The 14,318-nt window shown below is 73.9% G+C and carries 11 protein-coding genes; 8 read left to right on the plus strand and 3 right to left on the minus strand.

Features of this window, described 5'->3' with window-relative positions:
• Window positions 1–49: 49 nt before the first annotated feature.
• Both fdhA and ACI78Q_RS11425 read left to right on the plus strand, forming a co-directional pair.
• The gene (fdhA, locus tag ACI78Q_RS11420) at window positions 50–1,276 is read left to right on the plus strand and encodes a formaldehyde dehydrogenase, glutathione-independent (RefSeq protein WP_456923483.1); all 1,227 of its coding nucleotides are present in this window, start codon (window positions 50–52) and stop codon (window positions 1,274–1,276) included.
• Window positions 1,277–1,386: 110 nt separating this feature from the next.
• Window positions 1,387–2,778: an MFS transporter gene (locus ACI78Q_RS11425; protein ID WP_456923484.1), complete on the plus strand. Its 1,392-nt coding sequence runs from the start codon at window positions 1,387–1,389 to the stop codon at window positions 2,776–2,778.
• Here the strand turns inward: ACI78Q_RS11425 and ilvD (ACI78Q_RS11430) are convergent.
• Genes ilvD (ACI78Q_RS11430) through ACI78Q_RS11440 form a run of 3 tightly spaced genes read right to left on the minus strand, consistent with a single transcriptional unit; the run spans window position 2,727 to window position 6,879 of the window.
• Window positions 2,727–4,397 (minus strand): dihydroxy-acid dehydratase, encoded by a 1,671-nt coding sequence (ilvD, locus tag ACI78Q_RS11430; RefSeq protein ID WP_456923485.1) that lies wholly within the window; start codon window positions 4,395–4,397, stop codon window positions 2,727–2,729. The two genes, ACI78Q_RS11425 and ilvD (ACI78Q_RS11430), sit on opposite strands and share 52 nt — an antisense overlap.
• Complete coding sequence (locus tag ACI78Q_RS11435; protein WP_456923486.1) at window positions 4,397–5,740, minus strand: FAD-dependent oxidoreductase; 1,344 nt, start codon at window positions 5,738–5,740, stop codon at window positions 4,397–4,399. The genes ilvD (ACI78Q_RS11430) and ACI78Q_RS11435 overlap by 1 nt, the downstream gene beginning before the upstream one ends.
• A complete protein-coding gene (locus ACI78Q_RS11440) occupies window positions 5,737–6,879 on the minus strand; it encodes a hypothetical protein (RefSeq protein WP_456923487.1) in 1,143 nt (380 codons plus the stop codon). The genes ACI78Q_RS11435 and ACI78Q_RS11440 overlap by 4 nt, the downstream gene beginning before the upstream one ends.
• A gap of 262 nt (window positions 6,880–7,141) precedes the next feature.
• Here ACI78Q_RS11440 and ACI78Q_RS11445 point away from each other — a divergent pair, with 262 nt between their 5' ends.
• Genes ACI78Q_RS11445 through ACI78Q_RS11470 form a run of 6 tightly spaced genes read left to right on the plus strand, consistent with a single transcriptional unit; the run spans window position 7,142 to window position 14,291 of the window.
• Window positions 7,142–8,230 carry an ABC transporter substrate-binding protein gene (locus tag ACI78Q_RS11445; protein WP_456923488.1) on the plus strand — a complete coding sequence of 363 codons (1,089 nt, stop codon included), beginning with the start codon at window positions 7,142–7,144 and terminating at the stop codon, window positions 8,228–8,230.
• 47 nt (window positions 8,231–8,277) lie between these two features.
• Window positions 8,278–9,105 carry an ABC transporter ATP-binding protein gene (locus ACI78Q_RS11450; RefSeq protein ID WP_456923489.1) on the plus strand — a complete coding sequence of 276 codons (828 nt, stop codon included), beginning with the start codon at window positions 8,278–8,280 and terminating at the stop codon, window positions 9,103–9,105.
• Window positions 9,102–9,968, plus strand: coding sequence for an ABC transporter permease (locus ACI78Q_RS11455; RefSeq protein ID WP_456923490.1), 867 nt, complete (start codon window positions 9,102–9,104; stop codon window positions 9,966–9,968). Before ACI78Q_RS11450 ends, ACI78Q_RS11455 begins: the two co-directional genes overlap by 4 nt.
• Window positions 9,965–11,671, plus strand: a complete 1,707-nt coding sequence (gene ilvD, locus ACI78Q_RS11460) for a dihydroxy-acid dehydratase (RefSeq protein WP_456923491.1) — start codon at window positions 9,965–9,967, stop codon at window positions 11,669–11,671. The genes ACI78Q_RS11455 and ilvD (ACI78Q_RS11460) overlap by 4 nt, the downstream gene beginning before the upstream one ends.
• The gene (locus tag ACI78Q_RS11465) at window positions 11,668–13,014 is read left to right on the plus strand and encodes an FAD-dependent oxidoreductase (RefSeq protein ID WP_456923492.1); all 1,347 of its coding nucleotides are present in this window, start codon (window positions 11,668–11,670) and stop codon (window positions 13,012–13,014) included. Before ilvD (ACI78Q_RS11460) ends, ACI78Q_RS11465 begins: the two co-directional genes overlap by 4 nt.
• A complete protein-coding gene (locus ACI78Q_RS11470) occupies window positions 13,011–14,291 on the plus strand; it encodes an aconitase X (RefSeq protein ID WP_456923494.1) in 1,281 nt (426 codons plus the stop codon). Before ACI78Q_RS11465 ends, ACI78Q_RS11470 begins: the two co-directional genes overlap by 4 nt.
• Window positions 14,292–14,318 lie beyond the last annotated feature (27 nt).

The following is a 14,318-nucleotide window of genomic DNA, read 5'->3' on the forward strand; positions in this document are numbered from 1 at the left end:
AGCTTGCGAGGGTGCTGGCGTCCACTCGACGACGAGGAGAAGGACCCACATGGCGAACAACCGCGGCGTGACCTACCAGGGCCCGGGCAAGGTCGAGATCACCGACCTGGACTACCCGGAGCTCGTGCTCAAGGACGGCCCGGGCGTGCACCCGGACAACGTGGGCCGCCAGGTGCCCCACGGCGCCATCCTGAAGGTGCTCACCACCAACATCTGCGGCAGCGACCAGCACATGGTCCGCGGCCGCACCACCGCGCCCCACGGGCTGGTCCTGGGCCACGAGATCCTCGGCGAGGTCGTCGAGACCGGCCCGGGCGTGGAGTTCATCAAGACCGGCGACGTCTGCTCGGTGCCGTTCAACATCTCCTGCGGCCGCTGCCGCAACTGCAAGGAGGGCAAGACCGGCATCTGCCTGAACGTCAACCCCGACCGCCCCGGCTCGGCCTACGGCTACGTCGACATGGGCGGCTGGCAGGGCGGCCAGGCCGAGTACGTGATGGTCCCCTACGCGGACTGGAACCTGCTGCGCTTCCCCGACCGCGACCAGGCCCTGGAGAAGATCCTCGACCTGACGATGCTGTCGGACATCTTCCCGACCGGCTACCACGGCGCCTACACCGCCGGCGTCACCACCGGCTCCACGGTCTACATCGCCGGCGCCGGCCCCGTCGGCCTGGCCGCGGCGGTCTCCGCCCAGCTGCTGGGCGCCGCCGTCGTCATCGTCGGCGACCTCAACGAGGACCGGCTGGCCGCCGCCCGCTCCTTCGGCTGCGAGACCGTCGACGTCTCCACGGGCGACCCGAAGGACCAGATCGAGCAGATCCTCGGCGTCCCCGAGGTCGACTGCGGCGTCGACGCGGTCGGCTTCGAGGCCCGCGGCCACGGCTCCGGCGCCCAGAAGGAGGCGCCGGCGACGGTGCTCAACTCCCTCATGGAGGTCACCGCGGCCGGCGGCGCGCTCGGCATCCCCGGCCTGTACGTGACCGGCGACCCGGGCGGCATAGACGAGGCCGCCAAGGTCGGCGCGCTGTCGATCTCGCTGGGCACCGGGTGGGCCAAGTCGCTGTCGTTCACCACCGGCCAGTGCCCGGTGATGCGCTACAACCGGCAGCTGATGATGGCGATCCTGCACGACAAGGTGCAGATCGCGAAGGCGGTCAACGCCACCGTCATCGGCCTCGACGACGCGCCCCGCGGCTACGCCGAGTTCGACTCCGGCGTCGCCAAGAAGTACGTCATCGACCCGCACAACGTCACCGGAAAGGCAGCCGCCTGACCGGCTCCCGCCCCGTGACGGCCGCCGGCGGCCCGGTCCCCGCGACCGGGTCGCCGGCGTCGGTCGGTCCGGGGTCGTCCGGACGCGACCACTCCCGGGCCCTCGTGCCCGTGCTGATCCTCGTCGCCACCGTGGTGGCGGTGACCAGCAGCGTCGGCGCACCGCTGATCCCCGCGGTCGCCGGGCTGTACGACGTGCCGCTGCACGTGGCGCAGTGGTCGCTGACCATGCCGCTGCTGGTCGGCGCGGTGGCGACGCCGGTCCTCGGCCGGCTGGGCGACGGGTCGCACCGCCGCACCGTCGCACTCGCCGCCCTGGCCCTGGTCGTGGCCGGCGGCGTCCTCACCGCCCTGCCGCTGGGTCTGGGCTGGTTCCTCGCCGGGCGCGGGCTGCAGGGCTTCGGCCTCGGGCTGATGCCGCTGCTCATCGCGACCGCCCGGGAGGCCCTGCCCACCGAGCGGTCCCGCCGCACGATCGCGGCGCTGTCGATCACCGTCGTGTCCGGCGTGGGGCTCGGGTTCCCCGTCGCCGGGGCGATCACGACCTACGCCGGGGCCACGGCGGCGTTCTGGACGGCGACGGCGATCTCCGCCGGCGCGCTCGCCGCGGCCGCCCTCGTGCTGCCGCCGGCCTCCCCCGCCCCGCCGCGCCGCTTCGACCTGCCGGGCGCGCTGCTGCTGGGCGCGGGCCTGGGCGGCGCGCTGCTCACCCTGGCCGAGGGCGACGGCTGGGGCTGGACCTCACCCCGGGTGCTGCTGGTGGCCACCGGCTCGGCGGTCACCCTGCTCGTCTGGGTCGTCGTCGCGCTGCGGACCCGCGCGCCGCTGATCGACCTGCGGCTGGCCCGCGGCCGCCTGGCCGCCGCCGGGCACGTCTCGGTCCTGCTGGTCAGCCTGGCCAACTACATGATGATGGGCTCCGTGCCCGTCCTCGCCCAGACGCCGGAGAGCACCGGGTACGGCTTCGGCGCCACCGTGCTGGTGGCGGGGCTCGCGCTGCTCCCCTTCTCGCTGGCCGGCATGCTCGCCGGCCCGCTCTCCCGCCGGGTCGGCGAGCGCCGGGGCCCGCGCGTGGTCCTGCCGCTCGGCGCCCTGCTGGTGGCCGGGTCGCAGGCCCTCTTCGCGGTGTACCGCGAGGAGCTGTGGGTGCTGTTCGTCGTCACCGCCGTCGCCGGCCTGGGCGTGAGCACGGTGTTCGCCGCGGCCCCGGGGCTGGTCGTCTCCGCCGTCCCGCCGCGGGAGACCGGCAGCGCCATGGCGCTGAACCAGGTGCTGCGCTACGCCGGGTTCTCCGTCGGCAGCGCGCTGACCGCCACGGTGCTGGCGGCGGTGACCCCGGCCGGCGGGGGCCTGCCCCGCGGGACCGGGTACACCGTCATCGGCGTCATCGGCAGCGCCACCTGCGTGGTCGCGGCGCTGGTCGTCTGGCTCCTCGCCGGCCGGGCGGCGGCTCAGCCGCCGAGCGTGGCGCCCCGCCCCAGCGGCGACACCGTCCGCGCGTAGACGTCGAGCCACCCGCACCCGCGCGGGGCGGGCAGCGGCGGCAGCTCGGCCCGGCGCCGCTCGAGCTCGTCGGCGGGCACCTCGAGGTCGAGGGTGCGGGCGTCGACGTCGACGGAGACGACGTCGCCGTCCCGCACCAGCCCGAGCGGGCCGCCCACCGCGCCCTCGGGGCTGACCTCGGCGACCACCAGGCCCTTGTTGACCAGCCCGGACATCTGCCCGTCGGTCACCACGACCACCTGGTCGCCGAGCCCGGCCCCGTCGAGGGCGAAGATGAACGCCGAGGTCAGCGCCATGCCCGGGGAGCCGCGCAGGCCCAGCCCGCTGAGCACGACGACGTCGCCGGGCCGCACCTCGCCGCCGCGGATGCCGGCCAGCCCCTCCTCGCGGGAGGTGTAGACCTTCGCCGGCCCGGAGAACCGGTGCAGGCCGTCGTCGGCGACGGTGCGCTTGACCACCGCCCCCTCCGGCGCCAGCGTCCCGCGGACGACGGTGATGCCCGGGTGGGTGGCCAGCGGCTGGTCGACCGGGCGGATGACGTCGGCGTCGGCCACGGTGGCCCCGCCGAGCACCTCGCCCATCGTGCGGCCGTCGACGGTGGGCTGGTCGAGGTCCAGCAGCGGGCGCAGCTGGTGCAGCAGCGCCTGCGCTCCCCCGGCCGCCTCGAACTCGTCGATGCGGCGGTCGCCGTTGGGCTTCACCGCGGTGAGCAGCGGCACCTGGGGCGCCAGCTCCTCGAACAGCGCCAGGACGTCGACGTCGCAGCCGGCCTCGACCGCGATCGCCTGCAGGTGCTTGACGCAGTTGACCGACCCGCTGATGGCCAGCACCGCGGTGACCGCGTTGCGGAACGCGCCGGGGGTCAGGATCTGCCGTGGCCGGAGGTCCTCGCGGACCAGCTCCACGATGCGCCGTCCCGCCCGCTCGGCGTCGGCGAACATCTTGTCGCTCAGCGCCAGCACGGGGGTGCTGCCGGGCATGGCCATGCCGAGCGCCTCGGTGGCGATGTGCATCGAGTTCGCCGTCCCCATGCCGGCGCAGACGCCGGGCCCGCTGACGGCGACCGACGCCATCTCGGCGAGCTCCTCGACGGTCATCGCGCCGGTGGCGACGTGGCCGGCGTAGAGGAAGACGTCCTCGAAGTCGACGTGCTCGCCCCGGTAGACGCCGGAGGGCTGGTAGCCGCAGCCGACGACGATCGTCGGGATGTCCAGCCGGCCGGCCGCCATGAGCTGCCCGGGGGTGGTCTTGTCGCAGGAGGCGAGGGTGACCATGCCGTCGAGCTGGGCGCCCTCGACGGCGACCTCGACGTCGCTGGCGATGAGGTCGCGGCTGGGCAGGATGTACCGGCCCTGCGCCCCGGCGCTGGTGATCGCGTCGCTGGGCGCGGCGGTGCGCACCTCGAACGGCACGCCGCCGGCCTCGCGGATGGCCGCCATCAGCGTCGGGACGACGTCGTCGAGGTGGCTGAAGCAGCTGGCCAGCTTCGACGAGCTGTTGACGATCGCGATCTTGGGCTTCTCCATGTCCTCGTCGGACAGGCCCAGCGCGGTCCACTGCGCCCGGCGCATCGCCCACGGCGTCCCGCCGACCGGGAAGTTGCTGCGCAGCCGGCCCATCACGCCTCCCCGCGGCCGAGGAAGACCCCGCCGAGCTCCAGCCGGCGCTGCAGCTCGGACACCGGGACGTCGCGGACCGCCAGCCCGCCGGTGAGCGCGAGGTCGGCGGCGACGCCGACGGCCTCCCCCATGGCGAAGCAGGGCCCGGTGACCCGCGCCGAGGACTGCCCGCCCTGGGTCATCGAGGCGCACCGGCCGGCGACGAAGAGGTTGTCCACCCCCTGCGGCACGACCATCCGGTAGGGCAGCTGGTTGTAGCCGCGCGGGTCCTCACCGCGCTGCCAGCGGAACTCCACGGTGCCCGCGACGTGCGCCTCGACCGGCCAGCCGTTGACGCCGATGGTGTCGTCGAAGTCCGCGCAGTCCAGCACGTCGTCCTCGGTGAGCCGGTACTCGCCGAACACCCGGCGGGTCTCGCGGATCCCGATCTGCGGGGCGATGTCGACGATGTAGGAGTTCTCGAAGCCCGGCGTCCGGTGCTTGATGAAGTCGAAGGCCTCGAACGCCTGCCGGCGGCCCTGCAGCTCACCGCGGGTGAGCTGCTCGACGTCGGTGCCGTCGACCGCGGTGCCGTCGGGGTTGGACAGCTGGGTGAGGTTGGCCCGCCACTCCAGCGGGTTGCGCTGCGGCCGGACGATCGGCTTCTTGCGGGGGAAGCGGTGCGTGCCGGCCGCCTCCGCCTCGTTCATCAGCCGCTCCACGGTCCGCCACGGGGCCTCGCCCGCCGCGGCGACGTCGACGGCGTTGATGCGGAACATCAGGGACGGGTAGAGCAGGTGCGGCGCCTTCTCGAACGGCACCCCGGCCCACGCGGCGACGTCGGCGTCCCCGGAGGCGTCGACGAACACCCGCCCGCGGACGGCGGCCCGCCCGGACTTGGTCTCGATGAGGACCGCGTCGATCGTCGCGTCGTCGGCCATGACCACGCCGACCGCGGTGGCGTGGAAGAGCAGCCTGGCACCGGAGTCGACGACCAGCTCGTCGGCGGCCAGCTTGTAGCTGGAGATGTCGAAGGCCTGGGCGAGGATGCCGTCGTTGATGGTCAGGTGCGGGGTGTTGAGGCCGTCGAGCTTGGTGAGCCGCTCGAGCAGCTCGTCGGCGAGGCCGTGGATGACCTGCCGGTGCTCGCCGTGCACCTTGGCGTGCAGGCCGCAGAAGGTGGACAGCCCGCCCATGGTGCCCGCGCCGCCGAGGAAGCCGTAGCGCTCCAGCAGGATGGTGGAGCGGCCGGCGCGGGCGGCGGCGGCCGCGGCCATGAGGCCCGCGGGGCCGCCGCCGATGACGACGACGTCGAACTCGCCGTGGACCGGCGTCTCGCGCGCCGGCTCGTGCACGGTGCTCATCGGGTGCTCTCCTGGGTCGTGGGGGTCGGGGCGTCCGGGACGAGCGCGACCGCGGGCGCCCCGCCGCGGGGTCCGAAGGTCTCGGCGACGGCGGAGACGCCGGCGTTGTGCGCCCCGGCGACGACGACCAGCAGCGCCTCCGGGGAGTTGAGCACCGGGACGGTCTCCTCCGGGGCGCCGTCGGCCGAGCCGGGCACCGCGTCGGGGTGGCCGGCCGGCAGCCGCCAGCGCGTCTCCCGGGACACGGCGTCCTTGCCGACCTCGGCCAGCCGCGCGCGGGTGTTGACGGCGTGCTCGTACACGAACTGCCGGACGTCGGTCTTCGCCCACCCGGCGCCGGCGAACACGTGCGCGTGCTCGGGGCCGAGGACGAGGGCGCCGCTGATGGTCTCGTGCACCAGCGCCCCGGTGCGGGCCAGCGTGCCGGCCAGGTCGCGGCCGAGCTGCTCGGGGTCGGTGGTGTGCCGGGCCTCGATGTGGATGACCGAGCGCACCAGCATCGAGGTGACCGTGCTGGCGCCGGCGGCGAAGCCGTGGTCGACGGGGAAGGGCGCCCAGGGGCTGTCCTCCTCGTTCTCGGCGATGCAGCAGGTGTACTTCGCCGGCGTCCCCTGGGTGGCCTGGTCCAGCTCGTGCGGGTGCAGGCCGAAGACGTTGATCGCGGTCAGGCGCACGGCGCGGCCGATGGTGGCGTTGGCGCGGAACCCCGAGCCGAAGACGTTGCCGCGGGAGTTCAGGCCGATGCGCTCCCGCACGGGCCCGTTGACCAGCAGCAGCGGGGCGGTGCCGGTCGTGCTCTGCCAGATCCCCTTGCCGGCGTAGCCCTCGGCGGTCAGCGCGTCCCAGGCGGCGAGCACCACCGGGAAGTACTCGGGCAGGCAGCCGGCCATGGCCGCGTTGATCGCCGCGGAGCGCACCGTGCAGGAGCGGTCCAGGTGCGGCATCCGGAACACGATGTCGCCGGGGTCGCGGGCGGTCTGCGCCAGGAACCCGGCCAGCACCGACTCGGTGACCGGCATGACCGGCAGCCCGTCGGTCCAGCGCTGGGCGGCGTAGAACTCCTGGACGCCGCGCAGCGAGGCGGCGTCGATGCGGGGCAGCTCCCCCGGGGGCGCCTCGCGGGTGTCCAGCTGGCTCACGGTCCCTCCTCCGGCCGGGCGCCGAAGCGTGCGGCATCCGCACAGACGCTCTCTTAGCGCACAACCGTACCGGCGGACGCCGTCCGGTCAAGGGCGCGCCGGCTCCACCGCCGTGGTTGACAGCCCTGTGACGACCGCCATAGCGTCCTGTGCGGTTACAGCACGAGTGGTCGCATGCCGCACACAACTCGGTGGCGCCCCACCTGCACGGCGCCCGCACCGGCGCGGCCCCGCCGTCCCGACCCTCCCCGAGGAGAGCCCGATGTCCCGTACCGCCCTTCGCCCCACCACGCGCCGCCGTCCGCGGTGGCAGGTGGCGCTCGCCGCGGCGAGCGCGGCGACCCTGCTGGCCGCCTGCGGCGGCGGGGACGACGAGGCGGGAGGCAGCGGCGACAGCGCGAGCGCCGGGGACGGCGAGCTGCAGGAGGTCACCTTCCTCAACATCCTCCCGCTGGAGAGCCTGACCTTCACCCCCGAGCTGGTCGCCCAGTCCTGCGGCTACTTCGAGGAGCAGGGCCTCGACGTCACCTTCGAGACCACCCAGGGCTCGGCCCCCGCGATCCAGACCGTGCTGGCCGGCGGCGCGCTGATCACCCGCGTCGGCGACATGGAGACCATGCTCGCCGTCGGCGAGCGCGACGCCCCGCTGGTCAACGTCGGCCAGATCAACAAGACCGGCACCATCCGGTTCGTCTCCGCCTCGTCCGACCCCCTGGAGTCCCCGGCCGACATCGAGGGCCGGCTCATGGGCACGCCCTCGGAGGGGGGCACCAGCGAGATCATCCTCAAGCTGGTGGCGGCCGAGGCCGGCATCGCGCCGGACGACGTGCAGACGCAGGTGGTCGGCGTCGCCCCCGGCGTGTTCGACCTGGTCACCTCCGGCCGCATCGGCGGCTACATCGTCTCCCTCGACACCTCGGTGGCCCTGGCCGCGCAGCAGGACGACGCCGTGGTCTACAGCCCCTCGGACGACGTCCAGAGCGGCGGGCAGGTGTACGTCACGTCCCAGGAGCAGGCCGACGACCCGGAGAAGCAGGAGCAGCTGAAGTCCTACCTGGCCGCCGTCAAGGCCGCCGTGCAGTTCGTCGTCGAGGACCAGGCCAACGGCTACGCCGAGACCATCGAGTGCCTCTCGGAGTACGACATCCCGACGCTGGAGGACCCGGAGGTCGGCAAGGCCGCCCTGGACCAGTACGTCGAGTCGTGGACCGCGGCCGGCGACGCCGAGATCGCCCGCACCGTCGACGAGCAGTGGCAGACGGTCTACGACGAGATGTCCGGCTCGGGCTTCGTGCCGGAGGGCCTGGACCCGGCCGAGTGGTACACGAACGACTTCGCCCCGGCGCCGTGAGCGCCCCGACCGTGAGCACGCACCCCGCCGCACACCGGGAGGACGGCATGACCATCCCCGCACCCGCACAGGCCGCGCCGCCGGCGCCGGCCGGCGCCCCGGCCCAGCTGGAGGTCACCGGGGTCGACAAGGTCTACCAGGCCCGTCGGGGTGAGGTGCACGCGCTCAGCGACGTGAACCTCTCCATCGCCCGGGGCGAGTTCATCTCGCTGGTCGGCCGCTCCGGCTGTGGGAAGACCACCCTGCTGCGCATCCTCGCCGGCCTGCTGGCCCCCAGCTCCGGCACCGTGACCGCCGACGGCGCGAGCATCTGGCGCGGCGGGAAGCGCAACGACGAGGCCTTCGCCCAGTTCGGCCTCGTGTTCCAGGACGCGAACCTGTTCCCCTGGTACACGATCGCCGACAACATCGCGCTGCCGCTGAAGCTGCGCGGGGTCGGCAAGCGGGCCCGCCGCGCCCGCGCCGCGGAGCTGTGCGAGCTGGTGGGCCTGCCCGGGTTCGAGAACGCCTACCCGCGGGAGCTCTCCGGCGGCATGCGGCAGCGCGCCGCCATCGCCCGGGCGCTCAGCTACGACCCGAAGATCCTGCTGATGGACGAGCCGTTCGGGGCCCTGGACGCGCTGACCCGCGACAAGATGAACCTCGAGCTGCAGTCGATCCACGCCCAGGCCGGCGCGACCGTGGTGTTCGTGACCCACTCCATCAGCGAGGCCGTCTTCCTGGCCGACCGCGTCGTGCTGCTCACGCCGCGGCCGGGCCGGATCCGGTCGGTCACCCCCGTGCCGCTGGCGCGCCCGCGCTCCCTGGAGACCGAGACCAGCCCCGAGTTCCAGACGATCGTCCGCGAACTCCGACACGAACTGGACGAGGAATGAGCACTCTCGCGAACGCCCCCCAGGACACCGCCGGGGAGACCGGCCGGCCGTCGCTCCGGAAGCGGCGCTACCCCGGTGACCGCGACGGCCTCATGAAGGCCCTGCCGCTGATCTCCACGCCGATCCTGCTGCTGCTGCTCATCGGCGGCTGGCAGTTCGCCGTCTCGGTCCTGGGGGTCTCGGAGTTCATCCTGCCCGCGCCGCTGGACGTCTGGCGGTCGCTGGTCGACCTGGTCACCGGCGGCGAGATCTGGACCGACGTCTGGATCACCCTCTACGAGGTGCTGCTCGGCTTCGTCATCGCCCTGGTCGCGGGCACCGCCGTCGGCGCCGTCCTCGGCCGGGTCGTGTGGCTCGAGCGGGCCGTGCAGCCGGCCCTGGTGGCGCTGCAGGTGATCCCGAAGGTCGCGTTCATCCCGATCTTCGTCATCTGGTTCGGCTTCGGGACGACGTCGAAGGTCATCATGGCCGCGATCCTGGCGTTCTTCCCGATCATGCTGAACGTGATGCTCGGCGTCCGGTCGGTGGACCGCGGGCACCGCGACGTGATGCGCGGCCTGGGCGCCAGCCGCTGGGCGACGTTCCGGAACCTCGAGTTCCCGAGCACGCTGCCCTACATCTTCGCCGGGGCCGAGGTCGGCATCGTCTTCGCGGTGATCGGCGCGATCGTCGGCGAGTACCTGGGCGGCAGCGAGGGCCTGGGCCACCTGGTGGTGCGCAGCCTCAACGCGCTGGACGCCCCGCAGCTGTTCGCCGTCATCGTGCTGCTGGCGCTGATGGGGTCGCTGCTCTACGCGGCGGTCACCCTCACCAAGCGGCTGATGATCCCGTGGCACGACTCGGTGGCGGGCGTCTCCCCGTGACGACGCTGCGCAGCAACCTGCAGGAGGGCAGCTCCCGCTGGGCGGTGCGCCGGGCCCAGTGGCGGGCGCTGGGCATCCCCGACGAGGACATGACCAAGCCCAAGATCGCGATCGTCAACTCCTCGTCGGACCTCGCGATCTGCTTCAGCCACCTCGACGGCCTGGTCGGCCCGCTCAAGGAGGCGATCCGGGCCGCCGGCGGCCTGCCGTTCGAGGTGCGGACGGCGGCGCCGAGCGACTTCATCACCTCCGCCGGCCGCGACGGGCGCTACATCCTGCCCAGCCGCGACCTGATCGTGAACGACGTCGAGGTGGCCGTGGAGGGCGCCCAGCTCGACGGCATGGTCACCCTGGCCTCCTGCGACAAGACCGCCCCGGCGCACCTGATGGCCGCCGGGCGGCTGGACATCCCGACGATCGTCGTCGGCTGCGGCTACCAGCCCTCCGGGGACTACCGCGGCGAGCACGTCGACATCGAGGAGGTCTTCCTGGCCGCGGGCTCGGTCGCGGCCGGCCGGATGACCTTCGAGCACCTCTGCGGCATGAGCGACAACGCCATCCGCGGCCCCGGCGTCTGCGCGGGCCTCGGCACGGCGAACACCATGCACATGGCCTGCGAGGCGCTGGGCATGTCGCTGACCGGCACCACCCCGGTGCTGGCCAACAGCCCGGCGATGTGGGACGGCGTCCGGCGGGCCGGCGAGCGGATCGTCGCGCTGGTCACCGAGGGGCTGCGCCCGCGCCAGGTGATGACGCCGGCGGCCTTCCGCAACGCGGTGACGGTCATGCTCGCCACCAGCGCCTCGGTCAACTCGATCAAGCACCTGCAGGCGGTGGCGCACGAGGCCGCGGTCGACGTCGACGTGCCCGGGCTGTTCGCCGAGCTCGCCGACCGCGTGCCGCTGCTGTGCGCCGTCCGCCCCAACGGCCCGGCGTTCATCGAGGACCTGGAGCGGGCCGGCGGCACCCGGGCGGTGCTGGCGCAGCTGCGGGACCTGCTCGACCTCGACGTCCCCACGGTCGACGGCGGCACCCTCGGCGAGGTGCTGGCCGGCGCGACGGTGGCCGACGAGGAGGTGGTCCGCCCGGCCGACCGGCCCTTCGGCACCCGGCCGACGATCGTGGTGGTGCGCGGCTCGCTGGCGCCGGGCGGCGCGGTGGTGAAGCGGCCGGTCGACGACCGCGGCAACCGCCGCTTCGAGGGGACCGCGCTGTGCTACTCCTCGCGCGACGAGGCCCTGGCCGGCCTCCAGCGCGGCGAGGTCTCCCCCGGCACGGTGCTGGTCGTCCGCGGCCTGGGCGTCGTCGGCGGCCCCGGCATGGCGCTGGGCTCGGCCGTCGTGTTCGCCCTCGAGGGCGCCGGCCTGGGCGACAGCGTCGCGGTGGTCACCGACGGGCAGATGTCGGGCCTGGTCAACGTCGGCACCGTCGTCGGCGAGGTGACGCCCGAGGCGGCCCTGGGCGGCCCCCTGGCGCTCGTCGAGGACGGCGACCGCATCGTCATCGACGTCGACCGGCGCACCGTCGACCTCGACGTCCCCGACGACGTCCTGGCGGCCCGCCGGGAACGGCTGGGCGCCCCCGCCCTGGGCCCGGACCACGGGTGGCTGTCCGCCTACCGCCGGCTGGTGTCCCCCGTCCCCGGCGGCGCGGTGCTCACGGCCCCCGCCCCGGGCCGCGGCCACGAGGAGGGGGCCCGGTGAGTTGGGTCGAGGAACCCGGGCGGCGCACCGCCGTCCTCGGTGAGTACGACGTCGTCGTGCTCGGCGGCGGGCCGGCCGGCGTGATGGCCGCGGCCGCCGCGGCGCGCGCCGGGCGGTCGACGATCCTCGTCGAGCGCAACGGCTACACCGGCGGCGCGGGCAGCGCGGGTGGGCTGTCCACGTTCTGCGGGCTGCACGCGCGCGTGCACGGCGAGGACCGGCAGGTGATCCACGGCCTGGCCGACGAGCTGCTGGCGCGGATCGACGCCCTCGACGGGCTCAACCCGCCGCACCTGAGCTTCGCCGACCGCATCCTCGCCCAGGCCTACGACATCAGCGCCTACAAGATCGCCCTGGACGACCTGCTGGTCGAGTCCGGCGTGACGCTGCTGTTCCACGCCCTGGCCGTCGGCGTCGTCATGGCCGACGAGAACACCGTGGACGCGCTGCTGGTGGAGTCCAAGTCCGGGCGCGGGGCGATCCGCGGGCGGGTGTTCGTCGACGGCTCCGGGGACGGCGACCTCGCCGCGTGGGCCGGGGCGCCGTACGAGAAGACCGACCCGGCGCACGGGATGCTCTACCCGTCGCTGATGTTCCGCATCAACGGCGTGGACCCCGAGGCCGCGCACGCCACCTACGACCGGCTGCCGGACCTCATGGACGAGGCCGAGCTGGGCGGCCGGTTCAGCTTCCCCCGCAAGCGGCCCATCGTCCGGCCGCAGCGCAACCCGCTGGAGTGGCGGGCCAACATCACCCAGCTGCGCAACCCCGACGGCAGCGCGATCGACGGCACCGACGTGTGGCAGCTGACCCGCGGGGAGCTGCAGGGCCGCCGGCAGGTCCGCGACGTCTTCCCGTTCTACCGGGAGGAGGTGCCCGGCTTCGCGGCCGCGTACGTCGTCGACATCGCCCCCGACATCGGCATCCGCGAGACCCGCCGGATCGTCGGCGCGTACCAGCTCAGCGAGGACGACATCCTCGACTGCGCCGACTTCCCCGACGCCATCGGCGTCAACGGCTGGCCGGTGGAGGCGCACGTCGCCGGCGACGTCGAGATCCGCTGGCAGCGGCAGCCGCGCGGCTACAACCAGCTGCCCTTCCGCATGGTCGTGCCGCAGCGGCTGACCAACACCTACGTGGTCGGCCGCTGCGCGTCGATGACGCACGAGGGGCAGTCCAGCGCCCGCGTGACCGGGCCCTGCTTCGCGATGGGCCAGGCCGCCGGCACCGCCGCGGACCTGGTGCTGTCGGCCGGGGTCGCCGTCGGGGACGTCGACGTCGCCAAGCTGCAGGCCCGGCTGGTCGAGGACGGCGTCCGCTTCGACGGGGGCGAGTCGCCGTGAGGCTGGTCGACGACGAGCGGGCGATGCTGGACGGCGCCCAGGGCGAGGCGGTCGCCGCCGCGATGGACCTGCTGGTCCGCTACGGCGAGGTGCTGGGGGCCGAGCGGCTGGTCGACACCGACAACGTGTGCGGGGCCAACCTGTTCGGCTCCCGGCACAGCCTGGTGTGCGGCTCCCCCAGCCCGGACGCCGCCTTCTCCGAGCACAGCCTCGACGCCCCGCGGGTGCTCCCCATCCCGCCGGTGAAGGCGCAGAGCTACCAGCTCATCGGGCCGATGGACACCAAGCACTGGCGGGTGCAGGGGCTGCCGCAGGCCGAGCACGACGAGATCGTGGCCAGCGAGCGGTACAACGCCGAGCACGGCATCCACCTGCTCAACACCTGCACGCCCTACCAGGTGGGCAACGTGCCGCTGAAGGGCGAGCACTGCGCCTGGATGGAGAGCTCGGCGGTCGTCTACGTCAACTCCGTGCTGGGCGCGCGGACCAACGTGGAGGGCCGGGAGAGCACCGGCGCGGCCATGCTCACCGGCAAGATCCCCTACTGGGGCCTGCACCTGGAGGAGAACCGGCACGGCACCCACCTCGTCGAGGTCGACGTCCCGGTGACCAGCAACCGGGACTGGGGGCTCTTGGGCTACTGGATCGGCGAGCAGGTGCCGGAGGAGGCCATCCCGGTCGTCGACGGCATCACCGCCGTCCCGGACCTGGTCCGGCTCAAGCACTTCGGCGCCGCAGCCGCGTCCTCGGGCGGCGTGGAGATGTACCACGTCCCCGGGATCACCGCCGAGGCCCGCACGTTGGAGGAGGCCCTCGCCGGCCGCGCTCCGCAGGTGCGGCTGCGCTACGGGGCGGCCGAGCGCCGGGAGGCCTACGAGCACCTCAACGCCACCGCGACCGACACCGACGTGGACCTGGTCATGATCGGGTGCCCGCACGCGACCCTGGGCCAGATCCGGGACGTCGTCCGGCTCCTCGAGGGCCGCCGGGTGCACGACGGCACCGAGCTGTGGGTGTTCACCCCGCGGGCGCTGCGGCACGTGGCCGAGCAGAACGGCTACGCGCGGGCGCTGGAGGAGGCCGGGGCGCTGCTGATGAGCGACACCTGCCCCGCGATCGGCCAGTTCCTGCCGAAGGGCACCCGGGTGATCGCCACCGACTCGGCCAAGCAGGTGCACTACCTGCCGGCGATCATGAACGTGCAGGGTCTGTTCGGCACCCTCGCCGAGTGCGTGGACGCCGCGGTGACCGGTACCTGGCGCGGGGAGGTCCCGTGACCGAGCTCGCGAGGTCACGCATGGGCA

This window comes from Geodermatophilus sp. SYSU D00705 (assembly GCF_054050135.1).

Bases quoted from the DNA above. Each gene is read 5' to 3' on its own strand.
- fdhA (WP_456923483.1), top strand. From the start codon at position 50: ATGGCGAACAACCGCGGCGTGACCTACCAGGGCCCGGGCAAGGTCGAG.
- ilvD (WP_456923485.1), bottom strand. From the start codon at position 4,397: ATGGGCCGGCTGCGCAGCAACTTCCCGGTCGGCGGGACGCCGTGGGCG.
- ACI78Q_RS11435 (WP_456923486.1), bottom strand. From the start codon at position 5,740: ATGAGCACCGTGCACGAGCCGGCGCGCGAGACGCCGGTCCACGGCGAG.
- ACI78Q_RS11445 (WP_456923488.1), top strand. From the start codon at position 7,142: ATGTCCCGTACCGCCCTTCGCCCCACCACGCGCCGCCGTCCGCGGTGG.
- ACI78Q_RS11450 (WP_456923489.1), top strand. From the start codon at position 8,278: ATGACCATCCCCGCACCCGCACAGGCCGCGCCGCCGGCGCCGGCCGGC.
- ACI78Q_RS11455 (WP_456923490.1), top strand. From the start codon at position 9,102: ATGAGCACTCTCGCGAACGCCCCCCAGGACACCGCCGGGGAGACCGGC.